Source organism: Lentibacter sp. XHP0401 (assembly GCF_025751535.1).
GTDB lineage: Bacteria > Pseudomonadota > Alphaproteobacteria > Rhodobacterales > Rhodobacteraceae > Lentibacter.
Genome location: NZ_JAOWLC010000006.1, coordinates 138,802 through 158,250, shown reverse-complemented (window position 1 = coordinate 158,250; position 19,449 = coordinate 138,802). Strand labels below are relative to the sequence as shown.

General features: G+C 58.3%; 8 protein-coding genes. 6 read left to right on the top strand and 2 right to left on the bottom strand.

The window, feature by feature from the left end:
* Positions 1-82 precede the first annotated feature (82 nt).
* Positions 83-3,007: a calcium-binding protein gene (locus OE750_RS09815; protein ID WP_263763997.1), complete on the top strand. Its 2,925-nt coding sequence runs from the start codon at positions 83-85 to the stop codon at positions 3,005-3,007.
* Positions 3,008-3,103: 96 nt separating this feature from the next.
* On the opposite strand, the gene OE750_RS09810 is transcribed toward OE750_RS09815, so the two are convergent.
* A complete protein-coding gene (locus OE750_RS09810; protein ID WP_263763996.1) occupies positions 3,104-3,619 on the bottom strand; it encodes a hypothetical protein in 516 nt (171 codons plus the stop codon).
* 128 nt (positions 3,620-3,747) lie between these two features.
* Positions 3,748-4,929 carry an exopolysaccharide biosynthesis GT4 family glycosyltransferase EpsE gene (epsE, locus tag OE750_RS09805; RefSeq protein WP_263763995.1) on the bottom strand — a complete coding sequence of 394 codons (1,182 nt, stop codon included), beginning with the start codon at positions 4,927-4,929 and terminating at the stop codon, positions 3,748-3,750.
* 160 nt (positions 4,930-5,089) lie between these two features.
* On the opposite strand from epsE, the gene OE750_RS09800 reads away from it, so the two are divergent.
* From OE750_RS09800 to OE750_RS09780, 5 genes are all read left to right on the top strand, one after another.
* Positions 5,090-5,950, top strand: a complete 861-nt coding sequence (locus OE750_RS09800) for a glycosyltransferase family 2 protein (protein WP_263763994.1) — start codon at positions 5,090-5,092, stop codon at positions 5,948-5,950.
* Positions 5,951-5,967: 17 nt separating this feature from the next.
* Positions 5,968-7,311, top strand: a complete 1,344-nt coding sequence (locus tag OE750_RS09795; RefSeq protein ID WP_263763993.1) for an oligosaccharide flippase family protein — start codon at positions 5,968-5,970, stop codon at positions 7,309-7,311.
* A gap of 126 nt (positions 7,312-7,437) precedes the next feature.
* Complete coding sequence (locus OE750_RS09790) at positions 7,438-13,869, top strand: type I polyketide synthase (protein WP_412176218.1); 6,432 nt, start codon at positions 7,438-7,440, stop codon at positions 13,867-13,869.
* Complete coding sequence (locus OE750_RS09785; RefSeq protein WP_263763991.1) at positions 13,870-14,877, top strand: glycosyltransferase family 2 protein; 1,008 nt, start codon at positions 13,870-13,872, stop codon at positions 14,875-14,877.
* Complete coding sequence (locus OE750_RS09780) at positions 14,874-19,448, top strand: MupA/Atu3671 family FMN-dependent luciferase-like monooxygenase (protein ID WP_263763990.1); 4,575 nt, start codon at positions 14,874-14,876, stop codon at positions 19,446-19,448. The genes OE750_RS09785 and OE750_RS09780 overlap by 4 nt, the downstream gene beginning before the upstream one ends.
* The last annotated feature ends 1 nt before the right edge of the window (position 19,449 follow it).

Below are 19,449 nucleotides of genomic sequence, written 5' to 3'. Positions count from 1 at the left end.
CTGCCCTTTTCAGGTTTTACGGCGGGCTTGCAAGATTTACCTTAGAGCGCAACACTACACGCCTTCAAGAGAGGAGACTTCAATGACTTTCAGGAGATGTGCAGCTCTGCTGGGCTTGCTGCTTTTGTGGCCGTTTATGGCGCAGGCAAAAGATGTGCGGGTTTATATTTTTGGCAATTCGCTGATCAACCACCTTGATGGCGGGGATGAGACAACTGTGCCTTACTGGCTGGCACAAATGGCGAAGGCGAATGGCACCGGTTTTGCATCGGACGGGCAGTGGGGCTTTCTGCGCGACTTTGCCCGCGAAGGAGAGCCGATCTCCAACTGGTCGTTCAAAGGCGTGAAACCCGCCTGGAACCGCGACCGCGTGCGCTTTGCGGCTGCCGATCTGACCCATATCATGGTCAACCCTGCCAATTTCATACAGTATCAATGGCCCGATGTGCCATATGATGGTGACAACCCCGACGGGGCCTCGCCGCTTTCGACGATGCTTAAACTCATGGATACCAAAGTGGGTGCGCGTCCCTTGCTGATTTATGAAGGCTGGGCCGAAATGGCGGGGGTTGCCGGGCGTTTTCCGCCTCGCACGCGCGACCTGCGCAAGTTCCACGACTATAATATTGGTGCTTATCACGATTGGTATGTGAAACTGGCGGAACAGTTGCGCACAAGCCGCCCCGAGGCCGATGTGCGGCTTGTTCCTGTAGCGCGCACGCTTTCGCAACTGCTCAGCGACGCACCGCTTGATGCCATCCCCGTTGAAGACCTCTATCTGGATGATGCTCCGCATGGCGCGCCGACGCTTTATTTTCTGGCGGCGATGTCGGTTTATCCAGCACTTTATGGCGAGGCCGCGCCTGCGGAGATGAGCCTGCCTGACAGCATTCACCCTCTGGTGCGCGACAATCTTGCCAAGATTTCCGCCCGTATCACCGCGTTGCAAGGGGTTGAGGAGCAGGCGTCGGTAACTGAGCCAGTGAAAGCCGCCCCTTCGCCTGCCGTCCCATCGGTGAGCCATGCGTCTTTTGCTCCACCGGAAGGCCAGATCGCCAACCCCTCATTGGCGCTGGGGCTTGATGGGGTGTCCGACTGGTCTACCCAGCACCCGTTTCTCAATATCATGAAAACAGCGCGCCCGTGGGTGGGTCATGTGGGTGATCAATGGGGAGCGATCCAGATGAGCGACCTCATGGAGCAGGGGCTGGTCGATGCGCATGGCTATCCGCGTATTGTGCCGGCAGGGGCCAGCAAGCTGGAAAGCTTTGTTCTGACAGATCAGCCGGAAGACGCCACCGATATGAACAACCGCTATCGCATCCGCTGGAAAGGCGAGGGTAAACTTACCATAACAGGGCGCGGCCAGACTGCCAGAACGGGCGAGCGCGGGAACGAGACATGGCTTGAGTATTCACCCGGCGAAGGCCTCGTCGCCATCGGTATTGAAAGCACCGACCCGAACGGCACGGGCAACTACATCCGCGATATCGAGATCGTGCGCGAAGACCATATACCGCTTTATGACGCTGGCGCGACGTTCAATCCCGCATGGATCCGGCGGATCGAGAATGTGCGCTCTCTGCGGTTTATGGACTGGATGCTGACCAACGGTTCGCCCGTGAAAACGTGGGAGGGCCGCCCGACCGAGCCGCATTTTTCCTATGCGTGGCAAGGCGTGCCCGCCGAGGTGATTATCCGCCTGTCCAACCAGATCGGCGCGGACCCGTGGATTTGTATGCCTCATGAAGCCGATGACACCTATATGCGCCAGTTCGCCGAGCTGACAAAAGCCACGCTTGATCCGCGGCTCAAAGTCTATGTCGAGTTTTCCAACGAGCTTTGGAACCATATTTTTCCGCAAACAAAATGGGCCGTCGATCAAGCGCGTAAGCGCTGGAATGTCGAACAGGACGCTTGGATGCAGTTTTCCGGCCTGCGCGCGGCGGAAGTGATGACAATCTGGTCTGATGTCTTCGGTGCCGAGGCCAATGAGCGCCTTGTGCGGGTGATGGGGGTTCACACCGGTTGGACAGGGCTTGAAGAGCCTTTTTTAGAAGCGCCTCTCGCTGTGGCCGAGGGGCTTACCCCGCCTAAAGAGAGCTTTGATGCCTATGCCGTCTCGGGATATTTCGGATTTGATTTGGGGCTGGAGGAAGAGGCCTTGCCGCAGGTGCGCCAGATCGTTGCCAAATCAGTGGCCAATGCCGAGGAAGAGGGCCGTAAAAAAGGTCTGCAACGGCGCGCCCTTGAGGCCGAGATCGAACCGATCAGGTTTGATCAGGCTTACCCGCAAGTGGCGGAGCTGCTCTGGAACGGCTCTTTCAAGGAACTGACAGAAACCTTCTGGCCCTACCACGCCGAGAAAGCTCGCAGCCTTGGCATGAGCCTCGTTATGTATGAAGGCGGCACGCATGTGACCCCGCATGGGGAAGCTCTGAACGATGAAGAACTGGTCGATTTCTTCACTTCCTTCAACTACAACGCCGAAGTGGGAAAACTCTATGAAGAGCTGCTCAGGCGCTGGCGTGATGCGGGCGGCACGCTGTTCAACGCTTTTGTTGATGTTGCACCTGCCACCAAATATGGCAGCTGGGGAGCGCTGCGTCACCTACAGGACGAAAACCCGCGCTGGGATGCGCTCATGGCCGCCAATGCGATCCAGCCCGATTTGCCTCCGCGCGCCGCTGGCACATTTCTCAACGGATTAACGCTATATGGTGGGCAAGGGGCAGACAGGCTTGTCGGCACTCCCGAGGAAGATGCGCTCATCGGCGGACCGGGGGATGACTTTATGGTCTCGGGGGGCGGTGCCGATCATTTCAACGGTGGAGCAGGCTTTGACACGGTTGAGCTGGTAGGCCGTTCGGAAGAATATCAAATATACTCCGTGGGCGGTCTTGTTCATGTGCAGCGCGGCAGTGAGACAAGCTATCTGCTCGACATTGAAGCGCTTTACTTTGCAGATGAACCAACGCGCAAGTATCGTTTGGATTTGCAGCAATAAGACATTTAAAAAGGCCGCCCAAATCAATGGGCAGCCTCGATTCAGTCAAATGGAGTGCACAACTGTTATGTGGCTCGCTCTACACCGGAGCTTTGCTTAAAACAGGGTCACGCTCACGCTGTCGTCACCGCTGTTCACGCCGTTCTTGGTGGCCTTGATGGCCAAAGCGTCCAGAGTGGTGTCGAGCATAATGGCCTGGTCCATCAGCTTCACATTGCCGGGGGTCACTGTGATGACAAGTTCGTCGGCGCGGATCGGTGAATCGTCTTTCACGTCAACAACCATTTCAGGGTTGCCCTGAGCATTGGTGCCCACTTCGGTGATCATGCCGATCTCCTCGCCCGCGGTGGTTTTCATCATTTCTCCACGCGAGTTTGCAATTGCGCGGAAGGTCTCCTGCGACATCGCGATTGTCTGGGCGTCAAATTCCGCCATACCGTTGTTGATACGCGGACTTTCAACATCATAAACAAATTGTTGCTCCGATGCGACTGGCTCGCCTTCGGTCGTGGCCCGCTGAGGTGACTCTGCAAAAGCCGCAGGGGCGGCGAGTGTCATGGCTGTGAGCAAGGCGATTGACTTTGTTTTCATCGAATTCAGTGTCATGGTCATGCTGTATCCTTTCAAATTGGTTACAGCGAAACAACGGATCACCTTGGCGATCGTTCCCGTTTTCCGGCATAAAAAACTATGAAACTTTTGAGCGACTTATGCGTTTGAGCCCACTCAGAAACAGCCGCCTAATCTGTTTCGGCAAGGCCCTGCACCAATGTTTGCGCGCCCTTGCGCGAGGAAAACCCCTCAACAATGGTTTTGCGCCCTGCGACAGACAGCGCCATGAGCCGTTCGGGGGTAGCCGCAAGGCTGGCCAGCATATCCGCCAGCGCCTCGGGGTCTTTTGGCGGCACAAGCACGCCGTTCTCGTCATGGGTGATCAACTCGGGTACACCGCCCGCATCTGTGCCAACCGTCGGCACAGCGCAACTCATCGCTTCCATATAGGCCACACCCAATGGCTCGTGCCAGCTTGCCAGCACGAAAATATGCGCAGCCAGCAGTTTTTCCTGCACCGCTTCCGCATCAATCGCGCCCAGAAGCGTCACATGCGCCTCAAGCCCAAGCTCTTTGATCTTCGCCGCCAACACGCCGTAGTATCCTGCGCCGCCGTCATCGTCCTGCCCGGCAATTTCAAGCTTCGCATCAATGCCACGGTCGCGCAGCAGCTTCACGGCCTCCATCACATCCTGATGCCCCTTAACGATATTGAGCCGCCCGCAGGAGAAAAGCCTGAGCGGGCCGCCTTCAACAGGGGCCTCATAAGGGGTCGTGCGTGTAAGCTCGTCGGTATCCACGCCCATCGGCTGCAAATACAAGTGCTTTGGCAGATCATCGCCCAAAGCCTCGCCCAACTCGCGCATGAGCTTACGGGTGATCACCGTGCCAAAGCGCGCGTGACGCCATTTAAAGCCTTGTCCGGGGCCATAATCCGACATCGGCCCATGCAAGGTGACAGAATAATCCAAACCCCAGATCACTTTGGCCAGCGCCGCAATGGTTGCGGCGCGGCGTGCCGAATGCGCGTGCACGTGTGTTATGCCCGCCGCCTTGCAAGCTTTCGCCAGGCGCCGCGCTGCGGGCAGACTGAGCAATATGTCCTTCAAGAATTCCCGCGGCTCGTGGCGTAAATCCTGCCTGAGTGCGGCCCAGGGAAAGCGAACAAGCGCCATTGCGGCATTCACGGGGTTCGTGTCGACAAGATAGTTTGTCCGCACCATTGCGTCCTGCGACCAACGGTGCGAAATCAATCCGGCGGGTGGCGGACGTGTGCTGAAAAGCGTCACATTGACGCCCATTTTTTGTAGTTCAAGGATCTCACGCCAAAAGAAAATATGTGTTTGGCCGGGAAACTGGGGTATGAGCATGCCAATTTTTTCAGGAACTTGTGTATTGTTTTTCAAAACGCGCCGCTTTCTCATCAGCAGAATCAGAATAAAGGTTAACGCCGTGGCGCTTTCAATTCTTACAGGACTTTGCACTGCGATGCCCTACACCCGCAACCCTGCATATAGTGGGGTTTTTTGAATGGCGGGTCTCTCGGTCATTATTCCTGCCAGCAATGAAGCAGATGAAATCGGCGATTGTTTGGCCGCGCTTTTGGCCTCCAATCCGAAGCCTGGCTATGGTTCGGGCTCTATTCCCGTTCCGATGCCGATTGATGTTGTCGTCGTGGCCAATGGCTGCACCGATAAAACCGCCGAAACAGCCCGCGCCTATGTGCCCAAGTTCAAAGCGATGGGCTGGGACTTTCAAGTGATCGAGCTGGCCGAGGGCGGTAAAATGGGGGCGCTCAATGCCGGTGATGCGGCCGCCAAACACCGTGCCCGTGCCTACCTTGATGCCGATGTGCGCTTGGAGCCAACGCTGCTTGATCAGCTCGCACGTGTGCTGCAATCCGACAAACCCGTCTATGCCAGTGGCCAGTGCCGTATCGTGCCGCCCGAGAGCTTTGCCACCCGGGCCTACGCACGCATTTACGCGCGCGTGCCCTTTATGACACATGGTGTGCCGGGATGCGGGCTCTTTGGCGTCAGCGCCGCAGGCCGCCGCCGCTGGGGCACGTTCCCTGATATCATTTCAGATGATACCTACGTGCGCCTCAGCTTCGCGCCCTCCGAACGGCTCATGCTCCGCGGCGCTTACAGCTGGCCACTTGTTGAAGGGTTTTCCAACCTCGTGCGCGTGCGCAAGCGGCAGAATACGGGCGTTCAACAGATTGAAGAAACCTATCCGGAGCTTTTGAGAAATAACGATAAACCCAGCCTCGCGGGTGGTGATATCCTCCGCATGGCTGTGTCTGATCCGGTCGGCTTTCTGGTCTATACAAGTGTCGCCTTCCTCACCCGTTTCGGTCGCGACACAAGAAACTGGAGTCGTGGGCGGTGAGTGTTCTGGCGCGTGTCATGACAGGCGATAGCCTTGTCGCGCGCATCTTGCGCGGGGCGGGGCTAACTGTCTTCGGTTTTGGTTGGTCGCAGGCCATGCGGCTTATCTCCAACCTTATCCTGACGCGACTTTTGTTCCCCGAGGCGTTCGGCCTGATGGCGCTCATCACCGTCTTTTTGATGGGCCTCAATATGTTCTCCGATGTTGGGGTTGCCCCTGCCATCATGCAGTCAAAGCGCGGCGACGAGCGCGATTTCCTTGATACCGCCTGGACCATTCAGGTCGTTCGCGGCATTTTGCTCTGGCTTGCGGCCTGCGTTCTGGCTTGGCCGATCTCGCTTTTTTATGACATTCCCGAGTTGGCCTATATGTTGCCTGTCGCGGCGCTCACGCTGGTTATTTCCGGCTTCAATACCACGCGCTATCACGAGGCCAACAGGCACTTGCGCATGGGACGCATCACCACAATCGACATGATAAGCCAGCTGATCGGCGTGCTCGCGGCGATTGTTCTGGCCTATGTGTTCCAGTCTGTCTGGGCGCTTATCCTGTCAGGCATCATCGGCGCATTGGCCGAGTTTCTGATCTTCGAGTTTTTCCTGCCGGGCGGGCGCAACCGTTTCCGCTGGGAGCGGCCCGCTGCTGACGAGTTGATCAACTTCGGAAAATGGATTTTCTTGTCTACGGTGGCCGGTTTTGTGATCAACCAGTCGGGCAAGCTTATGCTCGGTAAATACCTGCCACTTGACCAGTTCGGGGTCTATAACATCGGCTATTTCCTTGCCTCTTTTCCGCTGCTTCTGGGCATGGTTCTGGTCAACCGCATGCTCATTCCGATCTACCGCGAATGGCCGCCCAAGGACAACGCAGTCAACTTCGCTTACCTGCGGAAGATGCGCTTCATGGTCTCTCTGGCACTCATGGCGCTTGTCGCAATCATCGGGATAGGCGGTGTCTGGATCGTTGATCTGCTTTATGATGAACGCTACGCGCAGGCCGGTTCGATCACGGTTATGGTCGCGCTCATGCAGATTCCGTTTCTTATTGTGCTCACCTACGATCAGGCCGCACTTGCTGCGGGCGACAGCAAGCGCTTCTTTGTGCTTGCCGGCTCAAAGGCTGCGCTCATGGTGCTTTGCCTCTTTGTTGGCCTTCAAGTGGACGGGCTTTCAGGCGCAATCATCGGGCAAGGGGCTGCGATGGTGCTGGCCTATCCGGTCGTTGTCTGGCTCTCCAAGCACACAGGTGCATGGGATGCCCTACATGACAGCGCCATGGCGCTCCTCGGTCTTGTGCTTGCCATTGTGTGCTATTGGTTCAATCGTGGCGAAATTGACGCGCTGATTGCTATCGGTTCCTGATTGTAAACAAAGTGTTTTTCTTTTGAAAACCAGCTAAACTGAATACCGAATTGGCGCGCCGTCAAAATTTGACCGCAATTTTATGAGACATGTCTCTGGCGTGCCGAAGTCTTGGGGATAGTATGAATGTCCAGTATGAGCGAAACGCCTGAAATAGGCGAAAATGATATTGCCATTGTTGGTATGGCCTCGCACTTGCCGGGGTCTTCAACGATTGAAGATTATTGGGCGAACCTCCGCGATGGTGTCCGCTCGATTCGTAAGCTCTCCGATGAAGACCTCGCCGCAGCAGGCGTCCCTGAGGCCCTGAGGTCTCGGCCCGATTATGTGCCCTATGCCGCCGTTCTGGACAAGTTCGAGTATTTCGATGGTGATTTCTTCGGCTTCTCCCCCAAGGAAAGCGCAATCCTTGATCCGCAACACCGCCAATTCCTTGAGGTCGCATGGGAGGCCTTTGAAAGTGCAGGCCACCCGCCAGAAACCGTTTCGGGCCCCATAGGGGTCTTTGCGGGTTGCGGCATGGGCAGCTATTTTTATTTCAACATTTGCTCCAATCCCGATTTGGTCGAGGATGTGGGCATGTTTCTTTTGCGCCATACGGGCAATGACAAGGATTTCCTCAGCACCCGCGCGAGCCATGTGTTCGACCTCAAAGGCCCATCGCTGACACTGCAAACCGCTTGCTCCACATCACTCGTAGCCACCCACTACGCCGCACAAGCGCTTCTGACGGGCGAATGCGATATGGCCCTCGCAGGCGGTGTCACAATAGAGCTGCCCCATGGCCACGGCTATGTCTTCAAAGAGGGTGAAATTCTCTCGCCCGATGGCGAATGCCACGCGTTCGATCACCGCGCCCAGGGCACTGTGTTCGGTTCGGGCGCAGGGGCTGTTGTGCTTAAACGCATGGCCGATGCGGTGCGGGATAATGACCATATCTGGGCCGTCATCAAAGGCAGCGCCGTCAACAATGATGGCGCCGCCAAAGCTGGCTATCTTGCCCCCTCGGTTGATGGCCAGGCCGCCGCCATTAAGGAAGCGCTGGCCATATCTGGCACGCCCGCCGATACGATTGATTATATCGAATGCCACGGCACAGGCACATATCTCGGTGATCCCATCGAGATAGCCGCCCTCACAGAAGCCTTCCGCGCAACAACCGAGGATGAAGGTTACTGTCGCATCGGCTCGGTCAAAACCAACATTGGCCACCTCGACACAGCGGCAGGGGTCGCAAGCCTCATCAAAGCGAGCCTCGCCCTGAAAGAGGGCCAGATGCCACCTTCGCTCGGCTTTGAGAAAGCCAACCCGACGATAGATTTTGAAAACTCCCCCTTTGCGGTCAACGACAGCTTACGCACATGGCAGAGCCACAAAGGCCCGCGCCGCGCGGGCGTCAACTCGCTCGGTGTCGGCGGAACCAACGCGCATGTTGTTCTGGAAGAAGCTCCGGTGCGCGCCGTAGGCGGGGCCAGTGAATGGCCCTTCCAGATCCTCTGCGTCTCGGCCCGTTCTAAAGCCGCGCTCGAGGATAACGCCGCCGCCATGGCCGCGCACGTCAGCACGCATCCGGAGCAAGACTTGGCCGACATTGCCTTCACCCTCAAAGAAGGCCGCCGCGCATTCGAACGCCGCCACGTGATTGTGGCCGAAAGCCATGAAGAGGCGGCAAGCCTCTGGCGCGAGAACGATCCGCGCCGCGCCTTTACCCACCAAGCGATGAACAAGCCAGAGACGGTCCTCATGTTCCCCGGTGGTGGCGCGCAATACACAGGCATGGCGCGTGATCTTTACGAAACGGAACCTGTCTTTGCCGAATGGATGGACCGCGGCCTTGATATCCTCACCCCTCGGCTTGATTATGATCTGCGCGCGCTCTGGCTCCCTGAAGCAGAAGACCGTGCCGCCGCCGAGGAAACGCTCAAGAAGCCCTCGGTGCAGCTCCCGCTCATCATGATCGTCGAATATGCCCTCGCCAAACTCTGGATCAGTTGGGGTGTTAAGCCCGATCTTCTCGTGGGCCATTCCATGGGCGAAAACACCGCTGCCTGCCTTGCGGGCGTCATGAGTTTTGAAGACTGCATCGGCCTCGTGCATCTACGTGGGCGGCTGTTTGATACCGTTCCAGCGGGCGGTATGCTCTCCGTTTCGCTCCCCGCCGAGGCGCTCAAGCCCTACCTTGGCGACACGCTTGATCTGGCCTCTGTCAACGCACCGAGCCTCTCGGTCGCTTCCGGCCCTGATGCTGCACTGGCCGATCTACAAAAGCGTCTGCTCGCCGATGATATCGACTGCCAGCGGGTTGCCATCGACATCGCCGCCCATTCCAGAATGCTGGAGCCGATTCTGCAAGGCTTTGGCGACTATCTGCGCTCGATCACGCTCAACGCACCTCACACCCCGATCGTGTCCAATCGCACAGGCGCGCTGTTGACAGATGAGCAAGCCACAGACCCCGACTATTGGGTCGCACACCTGCGCGGCACAGTGCTTTTCAACGCCTGCATCGACACGCTCAGCGCCCGCGAAGAACGTATCTATATCGAGATGGGCCCGGGCCGCGCGCTTTCCTCGCTTACGCAACAAAACCCCAACATCCGCCGTGATCAGGTCATTTCGGCTTTGCGCCACCCCGAAGATGATATCGCTGATGACAAATGGTTCCTCGCCCAACTGGCCCGCATCTGGGCCATGGGAGGGCGTTTTGACTGGAGCCAAATCTGGGGCGACGCCCGTCGCCTGCGCCTGCCGCTTCCGACATACCAGTTTCAGCGCAAACCCTACTTCATCGAGGCAGGTAAATCCGAAGCCAAAACAGTCCCAAGCCACCTGGCGCGCCTTGCCGATGTGTCCGATTGGGGCTTTGTCCCCGCATGGAAGCCCACAGCCGCCGATTGCAATATCGACGTTTCGAAAGACCTAGGCAAAACACACGAAAGCTGGCTCGTCTTTATGGACGAAGCGGGCCTTGGCCGCGCCTTGGCTGACAGGCTCACAAAGGCAGGCCACATAGTTACGCCGGTGCGCACAGGTGATGCTTTCGGCCGCGACGGGGAGGGGGGCTATGTCCTTTCGCCCGAGAGGGGGCGCGAAGGTTACGAGCTTTTGCTTGAAGACCTCGCCACCCGTGAAATAGAACCCACACGCATTGCGCATTTCTGGCTGGTCACAGCCGATGAAAGCCACCGCGCTGGCTCGAGCTTCTTTCATCGCAACCAGGAGCAGGGCTTCTATTCGCTGCTCTTCCTGGCGCAGGCCATGTCTGCTGCCGAGTGGCCTCCCGTCGCGATTACCGCCTTCACGACAGGCGCTGCCAGTGTGAACGGCGAGGTGCTCCTCTATCCTGAAAAAGCCACGCTCCGTGGGCCTGTAAAGGTCATCCCGCGCGAAATGGCGGGCGTTACTGCCACGATGGTTGATGTTGAACTGCCCGCAAACGGCAAGTTCGATGCCCTCGCGCCGCTGCTCCTTGAAGAGTTGATGGCCACCCCGTCAAACACCGTCGCTGCATTGCGTGGAGAACGCCGCTTTGCGCAGGTTTTCCGCCATGAAGCGCTAGAAAAACCTCAAGATTTGCCGCTCCGGGATGGTGGAACCTATCTCATCACAGGCGGCTTCGGGGGAATCGGCCTCACTCTCGCGGAAGACCTTGTTCGCCGCCATCAGGCTAAAATTGTGCTCATTGCGCGCACAGCTCTGCCGCCGCGCGAGGCTTGGGAAGGCTACAAACTGCGCCACGGCAGCCACGACGCCGTCTCCCGCCGTATCGCCGCTGTCGAACGCCTCGAAAGTCTCGGCGGGCAAGTCATGGTCGCTGCTGGCGATGTTTCCAATGTTGAGAACATGCGCGGCGCGCTCGAAAAAGTCCAAATGCGCTTCGGCGCAGTCAACGGTGTCATTCACGCCGCAGGCATGATCAATGACGCGCCACTCTTGGCCAAAACCCCCGCCGAGATCGAAGATGTCTTCACCCCCAAACTCCACGGAACAGAAGTGCTGCACCAGCTCTTCCCCGATGGCACACTCGATTTCCTCGTGCTGTTCTCTTCCAGTTCCACGGTCACAGCCCCGATAGGGCAGGTTGATTATGTCGCCGCCAACGAGTTTCTCAATGCCTACGCGCAAGCGCACCAAGGCGGCAAAACCCGCGTTCTCGCGCTTAACTGGGGCATCTGGGCCGAAGTCGGCATGGCTGCCGAAGCCCTCGGCCTCACAGGCGATGCGCCCGACCAGACAGAGACACCCGTCGAAGCCGCCATCTTATCCAGTGCCACGTTTGATGCCCATGGCAACCGGCTCTTCAAAGCCGATCTGAGCACAGAGCACTGGGCCTTGAATGAGCACCGTACCAAGAAAAACCACGCGCTCTTCCCGGGCACAGGCTACCTAGAGCTTGCGGCCGAAGCGCTCGCCGCTCAAGGCGAAGGCGCTGCTTTCGAGCTGCGCGATCTCTACTTCCTGCGCGCGCTTGATGTGGCCGATGATAGCACCCGCGAACTGCGTGTGACCCTTTCGCGCAATGACACAGGCTATGGCTTCAAAGTGCAGTCGTCGCGCACGGTCGATGACCGAACAGGCTTTGAAACCAACGCCACAGGCGAGATCGTCCTGATGGACATGCGTCACCCTCCTGCGCTTGATATCGAAGCAATATCAGAGCGTTGCACCTCTCATGCCCTCGCTGAAGAGGGCCGCACGCTTCGCTCGCCGCAAGAAGAGCACCTCAATTTTGGCCCACGCTGGCGCACCATTAAAGAAACAACGCTTGGCCAAGGCGAGGGCCTCGCACGGCTCAAACTTCCCGCTGCTGCTGCCTCCGATGGTTGCGCGTTGCATCCGGGCCTTATGGACCTAGCCACAGGCTGGGCCATGGACCTCATCGAAAACTATGCACCAAGCCACCTCTGGGTTCCCGTTTCTTACGGTGCGCTCAGGGTTTATCGCCCGCTGCCGGATGAGGTGATCTCATGGGTGCAAAACGCCGCTGAAAACCGCGCACAAACAGGCGCTGCCAGCTTCGATATCGTGCTTTGTGATCTATCGGGCGAAGTCTGCGCCGAAGTGCGCGGCTTCTCGATCCGCCGCTTGGATGAAGCCGACGGTTTCGCGATCGCCCCCGCTACAATACGCGATCTCGAATTCCCGGACCGTGCTGAAAGCCGTCCGCTTTCCGCCGCCGAAGAGCGCTTGCGCGACAACATCCGCCTTGGCATTACCCCGCCCGAGGGAGCCGAGGCCTTCCGCCGCGCGCTTGGTCTGTCACAGCCTCAAATCGTTGTCTCCTCGCTAGAACTTGCTGGGCTTGTGGCACAAGCTGAAGCCAGTGCCGTGCAGCCGGTTAAGACAGAGCAAACCTTCCAACGTCCCGACCTGGACAGTGAATACATTGTTCCCGAAGGCGCGATCGAGCTCAAGCTGGCAGAGTTTTGGAGCAATCTTCTTGGCGTCTCCGAGATCGGGGCGGAAGATGATTTCTTCGATCTCGGAGGTCACTCCCTCATCGCCGTGCGCCTCTTTGCGCAGGTTAAAAAGGCCTTTGATGTCGACTTCCCGATCTCGGTTCTCTTTGAAGCGCCCACCATCCGCAAATGCGCCGCCATGATCGCCGCCGAAGGTGTCAGCATGTCCGGGGAAAGCGCAACCGAGACGCCAGAAAAAGCCAAAGCGCCCGAGCGTCGCTTCACCCACCTAGTGCCTATGCATCAGGGCGAGGGCGGGCCGCGCCGCCCCTTCTTCCTCGTGGCGGGCATGTTTGGCAACGTGCTCAACCTGCGCCATCTCGCGCATCTCTTGGGCACCGACCGTCCGTTCTACGGTATGCAAGCCCGCGGCCTCTATGGTGATCAGGACCCGCACCGCTCCATTCCCGAGGCCGCGAATGATTACCTCAAAGAGATCAAAGCCGTGCAGCCGCGTGGCCCTTATATGCTCGGCGGCTTCTCTGGCGGCGGTATCATCGCGCTTGAGATAGCGCAGCAACTCGAGGCGCAGGGCGAGGAGGTCATGATGCTTGTGATGCTCGATACTCCGCTGCCACAGCGCCGCCCGCTCGAGTTTGCAGATCGCATGAAAATCCAGCTTGCCGAGCTCAAGGCCGGTGGTGTGCTTTACCCCGTTAAGTGGCTTGCGCGCCGCGTGGCTTGGGAGTTCAGCAAGCGCTTTAAGAAGCAGGAACAAACATCTGATAATAAATCAGTATCTTTCCATAACTCCGAGATCGAAGCAGCCTTCCTTGATGCTGTTTCAACCTATCAGCTTAGCGAGTGGCAAGGCCCGCTCGCACTCTTCCGTCCTCCGCTGGTGGGCAAGTGGAAGGTCGGCAAAGGCGCGATGGTGAATTCCGAGCGCGCCTATGTCACAAACGACAACGACTGGAGCACACACGCGCCGCTGGTTGAGGTTTTCGAGGTGCCGGGTGATCACGATTCCATGGTGCTTGAGCCAAATGTGCGCGTGCTTGCCGCCCGCCTCAGGCGCTGCATTGAAGATGCCGAAAACCCCGCCGCCCGTGCTGCACGTGTGGCCGCACTGCCCAACAAAACACGGGAGGCCAGCTAGATGAGTGCGCCTTCCATTCTCGCAGTGATCCTCAATTACCGCACACCTGGCATGACGCTTCAGTCTGCCGAAGCCGCTCTGCGCGAGCTTGAGGGGCTGAATGCCGAGCTGGTGATTGTCGATAACGACAGTGGGGATGGCTCGTTCAAGGCGCTGCAAGAGGGCGTCACAGCGAACAAATGGCCCGTGCGTGTGCTTCAGTCCGGTCACAATGGCGGCTTCGGTGCAGGTAACAACTTCGGTATGCGGGCAGGGCTCTCAAGCGGCCAGGCACCCGACTATTACTATATTCTCAATTCCGATGCTTTCCCCGACAAGGGCAGCATCCGTGCTTTGCGTGACTACCTTGTAAAACATCCCAACGTGGGCTTCGCGGGAAGTTACATTCACGGCCCCGAGGGGGATCCCCATCAAACGGCGTTCCGCTTTCCCTCCGCTTTGGGCGAGCTGGAAGCATCGATGCGTTTTGGCCCCGTCAGCCGCCTCTTGCGCAATTATATCGTGCCGCTGCCTGTGCCGGATGAAACAGTAATGGTCGATTGGCTCGCTGGAGCCAGCATGATGATGCGCGCGCAAACGCTTGATGAGATAGGGCTTTTTGACGAAACATTCTTTCTCTACTTTGAAGAAACCGATCTCTGCTGCCGTGCGTCGCTTGCGGGCTGGCCCACAGTTTATGTCCGTGAAAGCGAAGTGACACATATCGGGTCGGTCTCTACGGGCATGAAAGAATGGAGCCGCGTTCCAGACTACTGGTTTGACAGCCGCTGGCACTATTTCACAAAAAATCACGGGATTGTTTATGCAGCTTACGCCACGCTCTTGCACCTCGCCGGTGGCGCGTTTTACCGCCTTCGCCGCTTTGTCGAGCGAAAGCCGCGCGATGCCGCACCGTATTTTCTGCGGCACTTGGCCGGCCATGCCTTCCGCTCTCTTTTCGCGCGACGCCCATCAGAAAACGTGCCGGCTCTTGCCGCACGCCCAGCCCCCCAAGGAGACAGCACATGAGCCTGTCAGCGATCTTCATTGGCAATGAAAGCCTTGCCCGTAACTGTGCCGAAAAGTGGCTTGCAGCAGGGCATACGATTGCAAGCTTTGTGACGCATAATCAAGAGCTTGCTGATTGGGCTGAAAGTAAAGGTTTAGGTCTGGTTCCGGCAGGCAAGGGGCTTGCCGCACGTCTTGAAGGCGTGAAGGCCGACTGGCTCCTGTCTGTCGCCAATCTCGATATGTTGCCCGAAGAGGTGCTGCGCTTGCCGCACCGGGGCAGCGTCAATTTCCACGATGGCCCATTGCCGCGCTACGCTGGCCTCAACGCCCCTGTTTGGGCGCGCTTGATGGGCGAGGAACAGCACGGCATCACCTGGCATTTCATCGAAACCGGCGCAGACACAGGCGATATTCTCCTGCAGGTCCCCTTCACAATCACCCCGCATGATACGGCCCTCACACTCAATACAAAGGCCTACGAAGCCGCGCTCGGCAGCTTTGACGAGTTGATGAATCGTCTTGCCCGGCCCGATGTGCCGCGTGAAGCGCAAGATAGTAGCGCGCGCAGCTATTTCGGCAGGCACAAGCGCCCCGAAGCCTTCGCAACGCTTGATTTTAACGCGTCTGCGGAAGAAATCATCGCTCTTGTTTTGGGCCTTGATCATGGCCCTTACTGGAACCCGCTCACCACGCCGCGTATTGTCCATGAAGGTCGCGTCATCGCTGTCAAAGGCGCGGTTGCTTCGGGGCTTCCGCGCGCCAGCGTGCCTGCGGGCAGCATCATCGAGGTTTCCGAACGCTCGCTGACTGTGGCCACAGGCAGTGCGCCCGTGGTGCTGAAAGAGCTGGTCTCGCTGGATGGAGAGGCGCTGAAACCTGCCGACATTTTTGCCAAGGGGGCGTCGATAGCACCTTTGTCAGACGCAGACCGCAATGCACTCAACGCCGCGCAAGACCGTGCCGCCCGCGGGGATGCGCACTGGCGAAAGCAGCTTGGAAAGCTCGCGCCCGCAAGCCTGGGCCTTTCGAAAACCCCGTCACCAAACGCAACTTTCGAGCGCCTGCCGTTGAACCTCCCCGAGGGGCTTGAACACGATGAAATCTTGCGCCGTTTTGCAGGTCTTGTCCAAGGCCTCAACGCCGATGGCCCTGTCGATCTCGCCTTTGTCTCGGGGACTGCACCCAAGGCCGACGGCCACGTGAGCCGCTGGGTTCCCTTGCGGTTTGGCGCGGGTTTCACCGAGGGTCTGGCCGCCGCACGCAAGAACGGTTGTTTCGCGCTTGATCTCCCCCTGCGTGATCCCGCGCTTGGGCGAATTTCCCAGCCTGAGATCGCACTGGGTGATGTTGATCAAAAGCTTGAAAATAGTATCATAACTATTTGTAAAAAATCACTTTATTATGATGCTAAATGTGTCTCCCCTGAGCTTGCAGCGCTCTGGCTGGCCCGCCTTGAGCATATTGCAGGCTGTGACGCTCTGGGCGCTGATCCGGCCACATGGCCGCTCATGCCTGAGGCCGAAAAAACGCTTGTCATCGAGCGCTGGAACGACACGCAAGCAGACACTCCCGACACCCCCATCCATCATCTTTTTGAAGCGCAGGTTGCGCGTACGCCCGAGGCAACAGCGCTCGTTTTTGAAGACACTTCTCTCAGCTACGCCGCACTCAATGAAAGCGCCAACAAGGCCGCCCATGTGCTGCGCGACATGGGGGTTGGCGCAGGCACGCTCGTGGGCCTTTGTGTGCACCGCGGTCCGCAGTTGCTCATCGGCGCTTTGGCCATTCTCAAGGCAGGCGGCGCTTATGTTCCGATTGACCCTGCCTATCCCGATGACCGGATCGCACTTTATATTAGCGATAGCGAAGCGCCTGTTATCGTGACAGAAGCAGCCCTTGCCGAAGGCCTGCCCAAAGGCCGTGCCGAGCAGTTTGTCCTGGATCAGGATTTGCGCATCGCCACAGCCGATACCGCCAATCTTGCAGGCGGCGCAGGTCCTGATGACTTGGCCTATCTCATCTATACCTCCGGCTCCACAGGCCGCCCCAAAGGTGTCATGGTCGAGCATCGCAATGTCGCAAACTTCTTTACAGGCATGGATGCGCGGGTCGCCTCGGAGGAGGCGGGCGTCTGGCTCGCCGTCACCTCGCTGTCGTTTGATATCTCGGTGCTTGAGCTGTTTTACACCCTCGCGCGTGGCTTCAAGCTGGTGCTTGCGGGAGACGAAAACAAAAGCCTCGTCTCGAACGGCCGCATCTCGATGACCGATAAGGGCATGGACTTTGGTCTGTTTTACTGGGGCAATGATGATGGCCCCGGAAAGAAGAAATACCACCTCCTGCTTGAGGGCGCGAAATTTGCCGACACTCATGGCTTCAGCGCTGTCTGGACACCCGAGCGGCACTTTCACGCCTTTGGCGGACCCTATCCAAACCCCTCCGTCACAGGCGCAGCCGTGGCGGCCGTTACCAAGAATATATCCGTCAGATCAGGCTCTTGCGTGTCACCCTTGCATCATCCTTTGCGCATCGCCGAGGAATGGGCCGTGATCGACAACCTCACCGAGGGGCGCGCAGGCCTTGCCATCGCCTCCGGCTGGCAGCCTGATGATTTTGTGCTGCGGCCCGAAAATGCGCCTCCCGCCAACAAGCCCGCGATGTATGAAACGATAGAACATCTGCGCAAGCTTTGGCGGGGCGAGGCGGTGAGCTTCCCCAATGGTTCGGGCAAGGATGTCGCTGTGGTCACACAGCCGCGCCCTGTGTCTGATGAACTGCCCATTTGGGTCACCACGGCAGGCAACCCGGACACATGGCGCGAGGCGGGCGAGATCGGTGCAAATGTGCTCACACACCTCTTGGGGCAGTCGATTGACGAAGTCGGCGGCAAGATTAAAATTTACCGCGAAGCGCTTGAAAAGGCAGGTCACAATCCCGATGACTTTACCGTCACATTGATGCTGCACACCTTTGTGTCTGACACGCGTGAGCACGCCCGTGAAATCTCGCGCCAGCCGATGAAAGACTATCTGAACGCCGCCGCCGGCCTCATAAAGCAATACGCCTGGGCCTTTCCCGCGTTCAAAAAGCCCAAGGGCGTCGAGAACCCTTTCCAGCTTGATCTGGAAATCCTCGGCCCCGAAGAGCTCGACGCCATCCTCGAATTTGCCTTCGAACGCTACTTTGAAGACAGTGGCCTCTTTGGCACGGTGGAAGATTGCCTCGACCGCGTCGAGCAACTCAAACGCATTGGCGTTGATGAAATCGGCTGCCTGATTGACTATGGCATTGACCCCGAGGTGGTGCTTGAAGGGCTGAAACCGCTGGCCGAAGTGCACCGCCGCACAAACGAGGCGCGCTCCGTCAACGAGGGCGACTATTCGCTCGCCGCCCAGATCGTGCGCCATAACGTAACACACTTGCAGTGCACCCCTTCGCTTGCCCGCATGCTCACCCTCAATGAGGAAAGCCGCATGGCTCTGGGCCGCATCAAGCACCTGATGATCGGTGGTGAAGCACTGCAAGGCAATCTTGTCAGCGAGTTGAAAAACCTCACCTCTGCCAGCATCGAAAATATGTATGGCCCGACCGAAACCACCATCTGGTCAACAACCGAAACGGCTAAGGGTGATGAAGATACTGTCAACATCGGCACGCCTATCGCCAACACGCAGGTCTACGTGCTGGATGAAAACATGCAGCTTTGCCCCGTTGGTGTGGCGGGCGAGCTTTACATCGGTGGCGCTGGAGTCACCCGTGGATATTTCCAGCGCGAGGATCTGACAGCCGAGCGTTACCTATCCAACCCTTTTCACGCAGGCCGCATGTATCGCACAGGCGATCTGGTGCGCTGGCAAGCCGATGGCAAACTCGGCTATATCGGCCGTGCCGACAACCAGGTGAAACTGCGCGGCTACCGTATCGAGCTTGGCGAAATCGAGGCGCGTCTGCACGAGCAGGCGGGCATCCGTCAGGCCGTTGTCATGGCGCGTGAAGATACGCCCGGAGATATGCGCCTCGTGGCCTATCTTCTGGCCGATAAAGCCCCCGATGAAGCCGCTTTGCGCCAAACTCTTGGCCGTGATTTGCCGGAGTTCATGATCCCGCAACACTTTGTTCGGATAGATGAATTTCCACTCACGCCCAACAAGAAGGTTGACCGCAACGCGCTGCCCGAGCTTGGCTCAATAGCCAAGCCTGTCGCCACCGACAACACCGCCGCCCCCGTGCTTGAGGATGCCATCGAGGCCGAGATCGCCGACATCTGGACAAAGGTTCTCGGCGTTGCGCGCATTGCTTCGCATGACAACTTCTTTGATCTCGGGGGGCACTCGCTTCTCGCCGTGCAGGCACACCGTGAAATCCGTGAGCTTTGCACTGTGCCGCGCCTCTCGATCACCGATGTCTTCCGCTTCCCTACACTCGGCGCGCTCGCTGCCCGTGTGCGTGAGCTTGGTGCAAGTGTCAGCGGTAAAAAGGCCGAGACTCCCAAGCCAAAGGCCAAGCCGCAGCCCGAAGTCTCGGTCGATGAAACCATGTCGCGCCGCCGCCAGATGCGTGCGCGCCGCGAGACGGCCCGCGCCTCTTGAG